General features: G+C 73.0%; 11 protein-coding genes. 10 read left to right on the top strand and 1 reads right to left on the bottom strand.

Annotated elements, in window-relative coordinates:
• Positions 1–22 precede the first annotated feature (22 nt).
• From ACFY9V_RS15225 to ACFY9V_RS15195, 7 genes are all read left to right on the top strand, one after another.
• Positions 23–1087: a WxL protein peptidoglycan domain-containing protein gene (locus ACFY9V_RS15225; protein ID WP_391161559.1), complete on the top strand. Its 1065-nt coding sequence runs from the start codon at positions 23–25 to the stop codon at positions 1085–1087.
• A 118-nt stretch (positions 1088–1205) separates the two neighbouring features.
• Positions 1206–1733, top strand: coding sequence for a hypothetical protein (locus ACFY9V_RS15220; protein ID WP_355344267.1), 528 nt, complete (start codon positions 1206–1208; stop codon positions 1731–1733).
• A 130-nt stretch (positions 1734–1863) separates the two neighbouring features.
• Complete coding sequence (locus ACFY9V_RS15215; protein WP_223186817.1) at positions 1864–2229, top strand: WXG100 family type VII secretion target; 366 nt, start codon at positions 1864–1866, stop codon at positions 2227–2229.
• Between the two features lie 27 nt (positions 2230–2256).
• On the top strand, positions 2257–2571 hold the full coding sequence (locus tag ACFY9V_RS15210; RefSeq protein ID WP_188281815.1) for a WXG100 family type VII secretion target: 315 nt from the start codon (positions 2257–2259) through the stop codon (positions 2569–2571).
• A gap of 162 nt (positions 2572–2733) precedes the next feature.
• On the top strand, positions 2734–4080 hold the full coding sequence (locus ACFY9V_RS15205; RefSeq protein ID WP_391161558.1) for an EsaB/YukD family protein: 1347 nt from the start codon (positions 2734–2736) through the stop codon (positions 4078–4080).
• A 208-nt stretch (positions 4081–4288) separates the two neighbouring features.
• A complete protein-coding gene (locus ACFY9V_RS15200; protein ID WP_391161557.1) occupies positions 4289–7078 on the top strand; it encodes a right-handed parallel beta-helix repeat-containing protein in 2790 nt (929 codons plus the stop codon).
• Positions 7079–7250: 172 nt separating this feature from the next.
• Entirely contained in the window at positions 7251–7574 is a 324-nt protein-coding gene (locus ACFY9V_RS15195) for a WXG100 family type VII secretion target (RefSeq protein WP_355344257.1), read from the top strand.
• A gap of 43 nt (positions 7575–7617) precedes the next feature.
• Here ACFY9V_RS15195 and ACFY9V_RS15190 read toward each other — a convergent pair whose 3' ends face one another.
• On the bottom strand, positions 7618–8241 hold the full coding sequence (locus ACFY9V_RS15190) for a hypothetical protein (RefSeq protein WP_355344254.1): 624 nt from the start codon (positions 8239–8241) through the stop codon (positions 7618–7620).
• A gap of 147 nt (positions 8242–8388) precedes the next feature.
• Between ACFY9V_RS15190 and ACFY9V_RS15185 the strand changes: the two genes are divergently transcribed.
• The 3 genes from ACFY9V_RS15185 to ACFY9V_RS15175 all read left to right on the top strand — a co-directional run.
• Positions 8389–8829 carry a hypothetical protein gene (locus ACFY9V_RS15185; protein WP_355344251.1) on the top strand — a complete coding sequence of 147 codons (441 nt, stop codon included), beginning with the start codon at positions 8389–8391 and terminating at the stop codon, positions 8827–8829.
• A gap of 62 nt (positions 8830–8891) precedes the next feature.
• Positions 8892–13229 carry a type VII secretion protein EccCa gene (gene eccCa / locus ACFY9V_RS15180; protein ID WP_391161556.1) on the top strand — a complete coding sequence of 1446 codons (4338 nt, stop codon included), beginning with the start codon at positions 8892–8894 and terminating at the stop codon, positions 13227–13229.
• Positions 13222–15749 (top strand): hypothetical protein (locus ACFY9V_RS15175; protein WP_391161555.1); only part of this gene is annotated, 2528 nt, incomplete at its 3' end. The genes eccCa and ACFY9V_RS15175, both read left to right, overlap by 8 nt.

Genomic DNA, 15749 nt, shown 5'->3' with positions numbered 1-15749 from the left:
CAGAACGCCCGAGGACCCCGACATGCATGTGCCCGTGACCCGCCGGACGACCGTCGTCGCCACCTTCGTCCGTACCGCCGTCCTGGCGCTGCTCCTCGCCCTCGCGGTCACCGGTCTGTCCGCGCGACCGGCCGCCGCCGCCGAGGGCGACGTCGCCTGGACCGTACGCACCGCGTCGAACAGCTTCGGCGCCGACCGGTCCAGCTACAGCTACGCCGTCAATCCCGGCGGCAAGGTCGAGGACGCGATGGTCGTCGCCAACCGGGGCAAGGCGCCGGTCGACCTCGGCGTGTACGCCGCCGACGGCTTCACCACCGACAAGGGCCAACTCGACCTGCTGCCCGCCGACAAGAAGTCCCGCGCGATCGGCGTGTGGGCGCGCGCGGCGCGCGAGCGCGTCGTGGTCCAGCCGGGCAAGACCGTCGAGGTGCCCTTCACCCTCGCCATCCCGGCCAACGCGACGCCCGGCGACTACGTGGGCGGCATCCTCACCTCGCTGACCCAGCCCGACGACGCGCAGGGCATCAACGTCGACCGGCGGCTCGGCATCAAGATCAAGCTGCGGGTCAGCGGCGCGATCAAGCCCACGCTCGCGGTGGAGGACCTGCACGTCTCCTACGGCGGTACGGCCGCCCCCTTCTCCAAGGGCGACGCCACCGTCACCTACCGCATCCGCAACACCGGCAACGCGATCATGTCGACCCGTCAGTCGGTCAAGCTCAAGGGCCTGTTCGGCTGGTTCGCGGTCACCGGCGGCAAGACGGCCACGCCGCCCGAACTGCTCCCCGGCGAGAGCTGGAAGGTGAGCGTGCCCGTCCACGACGTGGCCCCCGCCGTCCGCCTCACCGCGACCGTGACCCTCACCCCGCTGTTCACCGACGCCTCCGGCTCCACCACCCAGCTCAAGACCGTCCAGTCCACGGCCCACACCTGGGCCTTCCCCTGGACCCTCAGCGCCCTCGTCCTCGTCCTCCTCGCCCTGGCCGTCGCCGCCTTCCTCCACACCCGCCGCACCCGCACCAAGCGCAAAGCCGCCGAGGACGCCCGCGTCCGCACCGCCGTGGAACAGGCCCTCCGCGAGGCGTGAGCCACCTGGGGCCTCCGGGGCAGGCACCAACGGCGCGGCTGTCAAAATTCTTTGACAGCCGAGCGCGTTGTCAGGGAACCTTGAGGAACGTTTTTCCCGGTGCGGAGAGGGCTGAGCCATGGAGTGGGTGGACGAGACCCGGCGCCACACCGGTTATGTGACAGCGGTGTTGGCCGACGGCGCGGAACCGGCGACGCCGCCCGAGGGCCGTCAGCCCTGGTGGTCGTACAACGGAGCGGACGGCCCCCGTGCGATCGGCGTCAAGGGCGCCTGCGAGTGCGGCTGGCGCGGCGCAGAGACCCACCCCATCATCCGGGGCGACGACGACGCCACCGAGGGCAACGACTCCCGCACCGGCCCGATGGCCGACTGGGAGTACCACGTCACCGCGACCGAAGGCGCCGTCCCCCACGACGTCGAGCAGATGCTCGCCGCCCTGCGGCGGCGCGTCGAGGAACTCTCCCGCGACCAGCCCCTCACCGCGCTGCGCGTCGTCGCCCGCGTCGAAGAGACCGCCCCCGCGCTCAGCCGCGAAGCCGTCCGCGCCGCCCGCCGCTCCCTCGTCTCCTGGGAGGCCATCGGCCGCGCCTTCGGCACCAGCCGCCAGACCACCCACGCCCGCTTCGCCCGCCACCTCCCCGACTGACCGGCCCGGGGCCCCCGCTCCCGACGCGTTCAGAACCTGCTCAGACTCTGCTCACTGCGGCTCGTGCGGCCCGGACCGGGCCCAAACGGTGTTTGACTGCCGGGGTATCGGGCGAGGAAGGGCGGATTCCATGGCTGACCAGCCTTCTGTGAGCGTCGGTGGCGTCACGTACCGGGTCACACCCGAGTACCTGGCCACCGCCTCCAGCAACACGATGTCCACGGCGAGCGAGATCGCCGGGCAGTTGGCGGAGCTGAAGACGTATGTGAGCAGTCTGGAAGCGAGTTGGCAGGGCATCGCCCACAACCAGTTCCAGACGCTGATGGCGGAGTACGACGTCTACGCGCGGATGCTGCACGACGCCCTGGAGGGAATCTCCAAGGGCCTCCAGGGCAACTACGTGAACTACAAGGACTCCGAGCAGCAGAACCTCAACAACCTCGCCGCGCTCGGCGAGGACCTGCCGAAGGCACCGTCCGGCACCAACTTCAACTGATCCGGGCCGCACAACGAGGAGCGATTCATGGCCGATATCGACGGCACGCCGATCTACGTCGGTGAGGGACTGGCGGCGGCGGGCGGCGTGATCAACGCCAGGGCCGGGGAGATCTCCGGCGAACTCCAGTCGCTGAAGTCGCAGTTGGCGCCGATGGTGGAGGCGTGGCGGGAGAGCCAGGCCGCCACCTATTACCAGGACATGCAGAACGAGTGGGACCTGGCGGCCGACGGCCTGTTCGGACCCGACGGTGTGCTCGGCCGCATCGCCCAGGCGATGCATGTGAACTGGAGCAATTACAGTGACGCCGAGTGGTCCAACATCTCCACCTGGCGCCACTGAGACCGGAACCACGAAGACCACGCGTCACAAAAACCCCACGCCACCGAAACCAGGCGCCGCCGAACGCCGTCTTTGACGTCGGTGTCTCCGAACCCCGGCGGCACCGACCCACCGCGGCCCGCGGACGCGCGGCCGTGAGGTCCGACACCGAAGGAAACATCCGTGCCCGATGAACGCTGCCGGGTTACCGTGGTCGGCGAACGCAGGCGGATCGACCTCGCGCTTCCGGCGCAGGCCCCGATCGCCGAGTACGTTCCCCGACTCGCCTCCCTGTGCGGGCAGTCCGAGTCCGAGGCGCTGCCGCCGGTCTGGTCGCTCGCCGAGTCGGGCGGCGCTCCGATGGCCCCCGGCGACTCGCTGTCGGCGGCGGGCATCGTGGACGGCGCCACCTTGTACCTGCGCGACCAGCGGGCGGCGGAACTGGGCGAGTTGACCGTCACCGACCTCGACGAACAGGTCGCCAGCGCCCAGGACGACGGCGGCCTGTGGAGCTCCCGCCGCCGCGCCCAGTGCGTCGTGGGCGCGGGCCTGATCTTCATGGTGGCCGCGGCGGCCTGGCTCGGCGCGCTGCGGCCGGCCGGCCCGTGGGCGGCGCTGTTCGCGCTCGCCGCGCTCTGCTCGGCGCTGCTCGCCTGGTACGCGGAGCGCAAGAACTGGCCGCTGCCGCGCGCCGTACGGCAGTTCTTCGCGCTCGCCACCGTCCCGCTGCTGGCCTGCGTCGGCCTGGACGGACCGGTGCACGGCCCGGTCGCCACCCCCGTACTCGTCTCCGTCTTCGCCGTGCTCGGCGCGGTGATCGGGCTGGTCGCGCTGCCGTCGCCCGCCACCGTGGTGCTCAACCTGCTCACACTGGTGGCCGCGCTGCTCACCGTGGCGCTGACCGCCTCGCACGCCGGGCTCACCGGCTCCGCCGCCGTCGTGTCCGTGGCGCTGTTCCTGACCGCGGGTCTACTGCCCAGGGCCGCGGGCCAGATCGCGGTGCTCGTGCCCTCGGGACCCGACGTCAGCGCGCCCGCGCTGGACGACGGGACCGTGGCCACCGTCGTCCACCGCAGCAACGCGCTGCTCACCCTGCTCAGCGTGGTGAGCGGGGTGTTCCTCGCGGCGGCCCTGCTCACCCTGAGCGCGTCCCACGACGTCTACGCCCTCGTGCTGGCGGGCTGCGTCAGCGTCGGACTGCTGCTCCAGGCCGCCACCGTACGCGTACTGAGCGCGGTGGTACCGCAGTTGGCCGCCGGGGTGCTGGGGCTCGTGGCGCTGACCGTACGGGTGCCGCTGTACGCGTTCGACTCGCGGCTGGCGGGCCCGCTGGCCGCCTTCGGCGTGGGCGCCGTCCTGGTCGCCTGCGGACTCTTCCTCGCCTTCGGCGCGGCTCTGCGGCCCATCGAGCCGGACCGCCCGACCTGGCCCGCGGCCGTCACCAGCGTTCTGTTCGTGGCCGCCGTACCGCTGGCCGCCGGTGTGTTCGGCCTCTTCGGCTGGCTGGCCGACCTGGGGAGCGGCCTGTGACCGAGCGACCCGCGGCCGGGCGGCCGGTGAGGGAACGGCCGGTGACGGAACTGCCCCTGGCAGAAGGGCCGTTGACCGGGCGGCCGGTTGTCGAGCGGGCGCCGTATGAGCGGCCCGCGTCCGGTCGGCCCGGGACCCGGCACGTCCGCCCCGTGACCCGCTCCTCGACCCGCCCCGTGACCCGGCGGGCGATCCCCGGGAGCGCCCGGTGAAGGCCGCCGCCCAGCGCGTGGCGCCGGGCAGTTGGGGCGGCCACCGCACCATCGCGGCGGCCGTGCGGAGCGCGGACACCGGCGCCGTCATCACCGTACAGGCGGGCACGTACAGCGAGAGCCTGCTGCTTGACAAGGATGTCACCCTGGTCGCGAAGGGCGCCGTACGGCTGGTCGCCGTCCGCGGCCCGGCCGTCACCGTGCACGCGGGCCGCGCCGAGATCCGCGGCTTCACCCTCGTGTCCGCCGTGCCCCGCGAGGCCGCGCTGCTGGTGCGCGCGGGCGAACCGGTGCTGCGGGACTGCGAGATCACCGGCGGCCGGATCGAGGTCGCGGGCACCGCCGCCCCGCTGCTGAGCGGCTGTTCGGTACGGAAGGCCGAGGGCGCGGCGGTCCGGCTGACCGGCACCAGCCGCACCACACTGGAGAATCTGACCGTCGGCGGCTGCGTCGGCGACGGCCTGGTGGTCGAGGACGAGGCGCGCGCCGAGCTGACCGACGCCCTGGTGGACGGCGCCAGCGGGCGCGGCGTCCTGCTCACGGGCGGCGCGCACGCGACGCTGACCCGCTGCGACGTCCGCGGCAGCGGCGGCACCGCCGTCGTGGTCGAGGGACACGCCACCGCGGCGCTGCGCGACTGCCGCCTGCACGAGACGGGCGCCGCGGGCGTCTGGGTCCGCGAGACGGCGGGCCGCCTGACCCGCGCGGCCTCCGGCACGGGTCACCGGCCCCTCGCCCACGGCGAGGACGCCGAACCGGCCGCGCCCGCCACCGGATCCGCCGCCCGCCCGGGCCACGACACCCCGGGCGTACGGCTGCGCGACTGCGAGATCTTCCGCACCGAGGGCGCCGGCGTACTGGCCGACGGCAGCAGCTCCGTCCTGCTCGACGGCTGCCATGTGCACCACACCACCGGCGCCGCGATCCTGGTCACCGCCGAGGCCACCGCCGAGTTGACCGGCGTGCGGGCCGTCGACTGCCAGGACACCGCGCTGGCCGTCAGCGGGGCGGGCCGGGCCACCGCGCACGACTCCACCTTCGCCCGCAGCGGCGCCAACGGTCTGTACGCGGTGGCCGAGGCGGAGGTGACGCTGACCGGCTGCACCGTACGGGACACCGCGTACACCGGCGTGCACCTCGGCGGCGGGGCCCGCCTGCACGCCAGGGGCTGCACCGTCAGCGGTTCGCCCGAGTACGGCGTGCGGGTCACCGAACGGTCCGAACTCCTCGCGGACGACTGCGAGATGACGGACGCGGGCCTGGCCGGGGTGTACGTGCAGGGCGGCGACGCGGCCGTCCGCGGCTGCCGGGTGTCCGGCGGCCGGGAGGGCGTACACCTGCACACCACGCACCGCCCGCTGCTCGCGGAGTGCGAGATCACCGCCTCCGGCGAGACCGGCGTCCGGGTCGGCCGGGACACCGGCGCCCGGCTGGAGAACGTCACCGTCACCGGCAGCGGCACCGCGGGCCTGCTGCTGGAGGAGGGCAGCACGGCCGTCGTGGAGGGCGGCGCGGTCCGCGAGCCGCGCGGCAGCGGCGTCGTCGTACGCGCCGGGGCCCGGCCCCGCGTACGCGGCCTCACCGTTGAGGGCGCGGCGAAGAACGCGCTGTTCGTCGAGGAGGGCGGCGAGGGCCTGTACGAGGACTGCCACCTCACCAAGAGCCGCTTCCCCGCCGTCTACGCCGGTGCCCGCTCGCGTTTCCTGCTGCGCCGCTGCACCGTGGACGGCACCGACACCGACCTGCTGCGGGACGACGAGGCCGACGTGCGGGCCGAGGACTGCCTGGTCCAGGACGCGACCGATCCGCTCCTGCCGACCCTCGCGCCCCCGGCGGCGGGGGAGGAGGGGCGCGTCGCGGTGCCCGCCGTCGCCGGAGCGCCCCGCTCGGCCGCGGAGAAGGCCGAACAGGCCGCCGGTGAGACCGAGTCGACCGCGGAGGCGGCCCGCGCGAAGCTCGCGGAACTCCATGTGGAGCTGGACCGCCTGGTCGGCCTGGACAGCGTCAAACGCGACGTGGTCACGCTGACCAAGCTCATGCAGATGGTCAAGGTCCGCCAGGAGGCCGGGCTCGCGGCGCCGCCGCTGAGCAGGCATCTGGTCTTCGCGGGCAATCCCGGCACCGGCAAGACCACGGTGGCCCGCCTGTACGGCGGCTTCCTCGCCGCCCTCGGCCTGCTCGAACGCGGACACCTGGTCGAGGCCGACCGGGGCGACCTGGTGGGCGAGTACGTCGGCCACACCGCGCCCAAGACGACGGCGGTCTTCCGGCGCGCGCTGGGCGGGGTGCTCTTCATCGACGAGGCGTACTCCCTCGTGCCCCAGGGGCAGTTCACCGACTTCGGCTCCGAGGCCATCTCGACGCTGGTGAAGCTGATGGAGGACCACCGCGACGAGGTGGTGGTCATCGTCGCCGGATACCCGAGCGAGATGAACCGGCTGCTGGAGTCCAACGCGGGCCTGGCCTCGCGCTTCACCCGCACCCTGCTCTTCGACGACTACACCTCGGAGGAGCTGGTGCGGATCGTGGAGCACCAGGCCGTCGACCACGAGTACACCTTCGCGCCGCAGACGACGGCCGCGCTGCACGACTACTTCGCGGCCGTCCCGCGCGGCGAGCAGTTCGGCAACGGGCGCAGCGCGCGGCAGGTGTTCCAGCGGATGACCGAGCGGCACGCGTACCGCGTGGCCGAACTCGACCTGAGCGCCGTCGATCTCGCGGCGGCCGACGTGGAGTTGCTCACCACGCTGCTGCCCGCCGACCTCCCCCCGGGAGGCGCCGCTTGACCGCGCGGGCGGACGTACGCCCCGCTGCCCGGCGGGCGCACCGTACGGCGGCGGGCCCGGCACAGGACTTCGGCGCAGGCCCGGCACAGGACTTCGGCACAGGACCGGCACAGGACTTCGGCACAGGACCGGCACAGGACTTCGGAGCGGCTGAAAGGAAGGTGACCCGCGGATGTCGGACCAACCGACCCCGGAAGAGTGGCGCGCGGACCTCGCGGCGCTGAACGACGCGATCGGCGTGGTGAAACGCGAGTCCGGCACGATCACCACCACCATGAACTCGATCGACGCCAAGGTGAAGCAGATCGGCGCCGACTGGTCCAGCCCGTCGCACGAGTCGTTCGCGGCGATGATGACGTGGTTCCACAAGGTCCAGCACGAACTGGACGAGTTGCTCAAGGACATCGCCTCGCGGATGACGACGTCGTACAACAACTACCACGACTCCGAGCACGTCAATCTGAACAACCTCAGCGACGGCGGGACCCATGGCTGAGAGCCGCCGCCGCGCACCGCGTGGGCGGTACGCGGCGGCGCGTTCAGCCCGCGGGCGGCGGCGGGAAGCGCGACTCCCGGTCGGTGTGCGCGTACACCTGCCCCGAGTGGTTGAGCAGCGCGATGTACTCGCCGAGCTTCTCCAGCGTCGAGCCGATCTGGAGCAGGGCGCGGTCCTGGGCCGGGTTCATGTCCGCGCCGAATTTCACGCCGGTCTCGGCGAACGGGTTGTCGTGCGTCTTGCCGACCGACGGGTCGTACCCGGACGAGAGCGAGGTGTGGCCCTCGCCCTCCGCGTTCTTGTCCTGGGCGCCCTGCCCGAAGACATGGCCCTTGACGGCCATGACCCGCTTGCGCAGCTCCTCGTACCGGTCGACCGCGCCGCGGGCCTCCGTGAGCATCGACTTCTCCGCGACGCGTACCGCGCTCAGGTCGATCTTCAGGTCCGCCGCGGCCTCGTACGAGTTCGGGTCGGGGCCGGAACCCTGGTCGGACTGGCTGTCCTTCGGGTCGATGTTGAAGGACGGCGGGGTGGACCAGATGACCTTGTCGGTCGGCACGAGACCGTCGAGGTTCTTGTCGTGGTCGGGGTTGGGCGTCTCCGACCCGTCCGCGGGCGGATCGGGCAGCGGAGTGGTGTCGTATTTCGAGGTGATCGGATCGGTCACGTCGTCTGCCTCGTCTCTCTCGCGCCGACCGCACGGCCGGTTCGCCAAGCATGGGCCCGGCAGGACACCGCCAGGTTTACCACTTATATGAGGAATTGTCAGCATGCAGGTGCCGCACCGGTATCCGCTCCCCGAGAAAGGCGCGTCATGGCCGACTCCGGCACCGCCGACTACGACACCTCCGTCCTCAACATCTCCCCGACGGGCCTGAAGTCCGACGCCAACGACCTGGTCACCCTCAGCAAGACCGTCCTGTCGAGCCTCACCACCATCCGGGGCCAGTTGGAGGGACTGCACGTCGCCTGGCAGGGCCAGGCCGCCTCGGACGCCGACGAGGTCAACAAGAAGTGGGTGTCGGTCATGACCGAGCTGTTCGGCACGGAGGACGACCCGCACAAGGGAGTTCTGTCCGCGCTGGCCGACGGGGTCGGCATGGCCGCGTACAACTACACCACCGCCGAGGACGGCATCGCCGACGCCTTCAAGTCGTTCCGCACGGCCTTGACCAGTGACGACGGGAAGTCCAGCGACAAGCCGCCCGCCGCGGTCACCGACCCCAACAAGACCGCGGTCACCATGGAGTTCTAGTGCCGGCGCACCGCCCCCGCCACCTCGCCCCCACCGCCCCGACAGCCCGCTAGGCAGCCATCGTGAGTCGAATCCCCTTCCACCGCCCCGTCCGCATCACGCCCCCGCCGATGCCGGAGGGCCGGACGAAACTGGCCGGCCTGCCCCAGCGGCCACAGCCGCAGGGCGCCGCGGGCTGGCTGATGCTCCTGCTGCCCCTGCTGTCCAGCATGAGCATGGCCGCGTACATGATCGCCTACGGCAAGGCGTGGATGATCCTGCTGGGCATCGCCTTCGTCGTGGTCTCCGTGGGCATCACCATCGGCGTCCGGATGCAACTGCGCAGCCACCGCCGCCGCAACCAGTACCGGCAGCGGGAGCGGTACCTGGAGTACCTGGCCGGGGTGCGCAAGCAGGTCATGCGCTCCCAGCTCGGCCAGCGCGCCGCCGACGCGTGGCGGCACCCGCACCCGGACCGGCTCTGGGCGATCGCCACCCGCCGCCGCCGGGTCTGGGAACGCCGCCCGGGCGACGACGACTTCCTGCACCTGCGGCTCGGCACCGGCACGGTGGCGGCGGCCGACGCGCTCCAGATGCCGGGGCAGAACGACCCGACCATCGACGTCGACACGCCCTGCCAGCACGCCGCGGCCGAACTGGTCCGCGCGCACGGCACCGTCGCCGACCAGGCCGCCTGGCTCGACCTGCGCGCCGCGGGCGTGGTGAGCCTGCTGGGCCCGCGCGACCGCACCCGCAAGCTCGCCCAGACCCTGCTGCTCCAGCTCTCCGTGCTGCACGCCCCCGACGACGTGCGGATCGCCGTCGTCACCGGCGGCAACTCCGACTGGGACTGGGCCAAGTGGCTGCCGCACGCCCAGCAGCCCGACCAGGCCCAGCGCCGTGAACAGGAAGTCGTGCCGCTGCTCGCCGACGACCTCGCAGGACTCCAGGACCACCTCCAGGCCACCCTCGACCGGGCGGTCGCCGCCCGCGCCGAGCGCAACGCCCGGCTGATCTCCCAGCGCGACACCAGGCCCCGCGGTCACGTGGTGGTCTTCCTCGACGGATACGAGCCCGACGCGCCGTGGGCCCGCTCGGCGCTGCTGTCCGACCTGCTCACCGAAGCGGGCCCCGACCTCGGCGTGCACGTGGTGTGCCTGGTGGAGGAAGAGGGCTCCGAGCCGGGCCGGGTGGACGTACGCGCCCGCACGGACGCCCGCGGCGGCCTCGCGCTGGAAGGCCGTACGGCCGCGCTGCACGCCCCGGTCGAGCAGGCCGTCGTGGACGAGGTCGCGCCCGGCGTCCTGGAGGCCACCGCCCGTTCGCTGGCCCCGCTGCGGCTGACCGGCGAGCGTGAACAGGTCCTGTCGGAACACGTCTCCCTCTCCGACATGCTCGGCGTCCCCGACATCGCCCACTTCGACCCGGCCGCCCTGCGCCGCGCACCCGACGACAGGGAACTGCTCTCCGTCCCCATCGGCGTCACCGGCACCGGCGAACCGCTGACCCTGGACCTCAAGGAGTCCGCGCAGGGCGGCATCGGCCCGCACGGACTGATCGTCGGCGCCACCGGCTCCGGCAAGAGCGAACTGCTGCGCACCCTGGTCACCGGACTCGCCATGGCCCACGCGCCGGAGCACCTGGCCCTGGTCCTGGTCGACTTCAAGGGCGGCGCCACCTTCGCGGGCGTCACCGAACTGCCGCACGTCTCCGGCCTGATCACCAACCTCGCCGACGACCTCGCGCTCGTCGACCGGATGCGCGACGCGCTGCGCGGCGAACAGCAGCGCAGGCAGCGGATGCTGCGCGAGGCGGGGAACGTCGACTCCGTCCGCGAATACCAGTTGCGGCAGGCGGCGGGCGCCACCGACATCAACGGCAAACCGCTGGAGCCGCTGCCCTATCTGCTCATCATCGTCGACGAGTTCGGCGAACTCCTTTCCCAACGCCCCGACTTCATCGACCTGTTCGTGCAGATCGGCCGGGTCGGCCGCTCGCTCGGCATGCATCTGCTGCTGGCCACCCAGCGGTTGGAGGAAGGCAGGCTGCGCGGCCTGGAGTCCCACCTGTCGTACCGGATCTGCCTGCGCACCTTCAGCGCCGCCGAGTCCCGCGCCGTCATCGGCACCTCCGACGCGTACACCCTGCCCGCCATCCCCGGCTCCGCCTACCTCAAGGTGGACGAGTCGGTCTACGAACGCTTCCGCGTCGCGTACGTCTCCGCGCCCTACCAGGACCACGACGCCGACAGCGCGGGACCGGCCCTGGAACCCGTGCCCTTCGCCGTGCACGGCGACCTCGCGCCGCTCGCCGCGGACGAGGCCGAGACGCCCGGCTGGGACTGGGACCCGGAGGGCGGCTCGACCGAACTCCAGCTCGCCGTCGAGCGGTTGGCCGACAAGGACACCGCGGGCCACCAGGTGTGGCTGCCGCCGCTGCCCCCGCGCTTCACCCTCGACCCGCTGCTCGGCGAACCGGAGGCCGACCCGGAACTGGGCCTGCGCTGCGCCCTGTGGCCGTACTCCGGCGAGCTGAAGTTCCCGGTCGGCGTGCTGGACGTGCCCTCCCGGCAGGAACAGCAGCCCCTCGTACTGGACCTGGCGGGCCGTCAGAGCCACATCGCCCTGGTCGGCGCCCCGCAGAGCGGCAAGTCCACCTTCCTGCGCACCGCGATGCTCAGCGCCATGCTCACCCACACCCCCGACGAGCTCCAGTTCTACGGGATCGACATGGGCGGCGGCTCGCTGCACGGCCTCGGCGACGCACCGCACGTGGCGGGCATCGCGGGCCGCCGCGACGACGAGCGGGTCCGCAGGGTGCTGGCCGAGATCACCGGCCTGGTCACCGCGCGCGAGCAGATGTTCCGCGACCTGGGCATCCAGTCCGCGGCCGAACTGCGCGCCCGCCGCGCCTCGGGCGAAGTCCCCGACGGCGTACGGTCGGCCGACGTCGTGCTGGTGGTCGACAACCTCGCCGCCCTGCACACCACCGACGAGAACGCCGTCGTCACCCTCACCGAGATCGCCACCCGCGGCCTCGGCGTCGGCGTCCACCTCTGGCTGACCGCCAACCGCTGGGCCGAGGTACGGATCGGCCTGCGCGACAGCATCCCCGGCCGCCTCGAACTGCGGCTCAACGACCCCACCGAGTCCGAGATCAGCCGCCCCGCCGCCCGCGCGCTCGGCCAGAGCATCCCCGGCCGGGGCCTCGCCGCCGCGGGCCTGACCCACCACATCGCGCTGCCCCGGCTCGACGCCGTCGACAGCGTCGAAGGGCTCGCCGAGGCCGGGCAGGCGCTGGTGGCCCGGCTCGCCGAGAGCTGGCGGCGGCCCGCCGCCCCGGCGCTGCGCGTGCTGCCCGCGCGGATCACCGTCCGCGAGCTGACGGCCGCCGCCGCGCTGCCGCCCGCCGAGCGCTGGGAGGGCCACGGCCCCGCCCTCGGCGCCCGCGAAGTGCCCATCGCCCTGCGCGAGTCCGACCAGCGCCCGGTCGGCCTCGACCTGACCGCCGACGCCCCGCACTTCGTCGTCTTCGGCGACTCCGGCTCCGGCAAGACCGCGTTCCTGCGCGCCTGGATGCGCGGCCTGGCCGCCCGGCACAGCGCGCGCGACCTGCGCTTCATGGTCGTCGACTACCGGCACAGCCTGCTGGGCACCGTGCCCGACGAGTACATCGGCGCCCGCGGCGGCAACGCCGACCTGGTCGCGGCCCAGGCGCAGGCCCTCGCCGAGACACTGCGCACCCGGATGCCCCCCGCCGACGTCACCGCCACCCAACTCGCCGCGCGCGACTGGTGGCACGGCCCCGAGCTGTACGTCGTCGCCGACGACTACGACCTGGCCGCGGGCACCATGGGCCACGGCCCGCTCGCCGCGCTCGCCGAATTCATCCCGCAGGCAGCCGAGTTGGGCTTCCACCTCGTGCTCGCCCGCCGCGTCGGCGGTGCCAGCCGCGCCCTGCTGTCCGACCCCCTGCTGAGCAAGCTCAAGGAGATCGGCACGGACGGGCTGCTGCTGTCCGGCGACCACCGCGAGGGCGTCCTGATCGGCGACCAGCGCGCCTACCGGCGTCAGCCGGGCCGCGGCACGCTGATCCGCCGCAGCTCCGCCGTCCCCGCCATCGTCCAGGTCGCCATCGACGAGCTGGGCGAAGAGGCCCCCGGCGTAACAGCCCCCGGCGGAACGGCTCTTCGTGAAGGTGGCGAGCCGGTGAGCGTACCGGGCCCCGCCGCCGAGCCGGTGCCCGCGGGCGTCGTGGCGGGGCACGGCGACGATCCGGGGTCCCCCGAACCCGCCGCCAGGCAGCCCGACGTGGCCCGGTACGTCACGGGACCCGTGACCCGCCTGGGCGGCGGCCCCGAGAACAGCACCCGTCCGAGTAGCAGCGGTACGCCCGAGGAAAGCGGCCCCGACCATGGCTGACGCGGATTCCGTACTCAACACCATCAAGCTCGACGACATCTACGAACTGGGCAACGCCTGGATCCGGATGGGCGACGACCTCCACGAGCGCAAGGTCGCCGTCAACGGCTACGTCTCCGAGCTCGGCATGACCGGCAAAGCCGGTGACGAAGCGCGCCTGGCCTGGCAGGAGGGCGTCGCCCCGACCATCGACAGCGCCGCCGAGACCGCCTGGACCATCGGCCAGACGATCAACCGCTACGCCGACGAACTGCACAAGGCCGCGGCGGAGTACGCGAAGAAGCTCAACGCCGCGATGTGGGCCGACATCCTCGGCGCCCTGCTCGGCGCCGTGTTCTTCGCCCTCGGCCCGCTGCTCAGCGGACTGCTCGCCATGATCGGCCAGTTGCTGGCCCGGCTGATCCCGATCATGGCCCAGATGGCCGCCCGGATCGGCTCGGTGGCCACCGCGGTCATCGAGATCACCGGCAGCGCCGTCATCGGCGCCGCGTCCAACCTCGCCTTCGACATCGCCGTCGGCAAGATCGGCGCGGACATCGCCGGTACCGACTACGAGGTCGACTGGAGCATGGAGGCGTGGAGCCTGGGCATCGGCGGTGCCTTCGGCGGCATCAGCGGCGGGCTCGGGGCCTTCCACTACACCCCGCGTCCGGGAAAGCCGGGCTCCGGCCCCAAGACCGGCGCCCCGCCGCCCGTCTCACCTCCGCCTCCCACGCCGATCGGCGGCAAACCGCTGGGCGGTGGTGGCGGCGGGAAGTCCCCGATCGGTCCGCCCCCGTCGCGGATCGGCGGCGGCGACCACGCGACGCCGATCACCGACGGATCGGGCAAGGGCGGTCCCGCCCCCGACTCGGGACCGATCGTCACCAAGAACTCCTCCGGCGGCGAGTTCAGCGGCACCAACAGCGGACCCGGCGGCGGCCACCACAGCAGCGACGTCGGCGCGCCCGCCCCCAAGGGCGACGACTCCGCCGGGGGTTCGAAGGACCCCGGCAGGACGCTGGGCGCTCCGCCGGCCAATCCGTACGGGGTGAAGACCCGTCCGGTCGGCGACGGCGGTTCGAACGGGTCGTCGGGCTCGTCCGGTTCATCGGGTTCATCGGGTAAGGGCGATTCCGATCCGGGCAGGACGCTGGGCGCTCCGCCCGCCAACCCGCACGGGGTGACGTCCCGCCCGTACGGTGACGGCGGTTCGAACGAGTCGTCGGGTTCGTCGGGCAAGGGCGACGGCTCACCGGGAGGTGCGAAGGACCCGGGCAGGACGCTGGGCGCTCCGCCCGGCAACCCGCACGGCGTGAAGGACCGCCCGTACGGCGAGAGTTCCGGCGGTTCCAACGGTTCCAACGGGTCCAAGGGGTCCGGTGGGTCGTCCAAGCCGCTGAGCCCGAATCCGATGGACAATCCGGGCAGGCGGCTGGGCGGTCCCGGTGAGAATCCGTTCCCCGGCCCCGGCACGAAGGCCGAGGGCGGCGGGCCGGTCAAGGCCCAGCCGACCGGGCCCGGTTACGACTACCCGGCGACCAGTTCCCACGGCCGTCCCGACGGGTCGGGCTCCGGCAACCCGATGGACGGGCCGGGCCACCGCCTCGGCGGCGGCAAGCCGGACCCCAACAGCCTCTGGAAGGAACCGAATCCGGACGCGCCGGGCAGCAACGGTCCGTCGAAGGCGCAGCCGACCGGACCGGGTTACGACTATCCGGCGACGAGTTCCCACGGCCGCTCCGACGGATCGTCCGGATCGGGCACCGAAGGGAAGCCCGGCGGGCCGGGCGGGTCGAATCCGATGGACGGGCCGGGGCACCGCCTCGGCGGCGACAAGCCGGACCCCAACAGCCTCTGGAAGGAACCGGGTTCTGGCAACCGCGGCGGTGGTCCGCGCGACAACGGATCGACGGCGCCGCCCGCGCCGAAGGCCCCGGCGCGTACGGGTCCCGGCCATGACCAGCCCGCGACGCTCGGCGACAAGCCGGGCGGGCGGCAGAACGGCGGCGACGCGGCGGGCTCGGGCGACGGCGGCGGCAATCTGCGGTCCAACCAGGGCAACAGCAGCCACACGCAGATCGAGACCGCGCCGCCACCGCACGAGCCCGGTTCCGGCACGAACTCCGGCTCCGGCAAGGGCAGTCACTCCGACAGCGGCCAGAGCGCGCCGCCGCCCCGGAAGGAGACGACGGAGACCGCACCGCCTCCGGGCGAGGCCCCGCCGACCCCGGTGGCCCCCGCGCCCAAACCGCCGGTGCCCTCCGGCAAGGAGGGCGGGAACCCGCAGGGAGGGAATTCCCAGGGCGGCAACACGCAGGGAGGCAACCACCAGAGCGGGAATCCGCAGGGCGGGAATTCCCAGGGCGGGAACTCCCAGGGCGGGAACCGTCAGGGCGGGACATCGAAACCCCCGGCTTCGAGCGGCACCGGCCCCGACCCGATGGCGAATCCCGGCCGGACGCTGGGCGACGGGAAGCCGGTACCGGCCAGGGAGCCGCGTTCGGGTGGTTCTTCTGAGTCGTCGCCGGTGCCGTTGAG

It is taken from the genome of Streptomyces sp. NPDC008317 (genome assembly GCF_042955955.1).
In the GTDB taxonomy this organism is placed as follows: Bacteria; Actinomycetota; Actinomycetes; order Streptomycetales; family Streptomycetaceae; genus Actinacidiphila.
The sequence above is the reverse complement of the archived record's forward strand: the minus strand, read 5'-3'. Positions and strand labels throughout refer to the sequence as shown.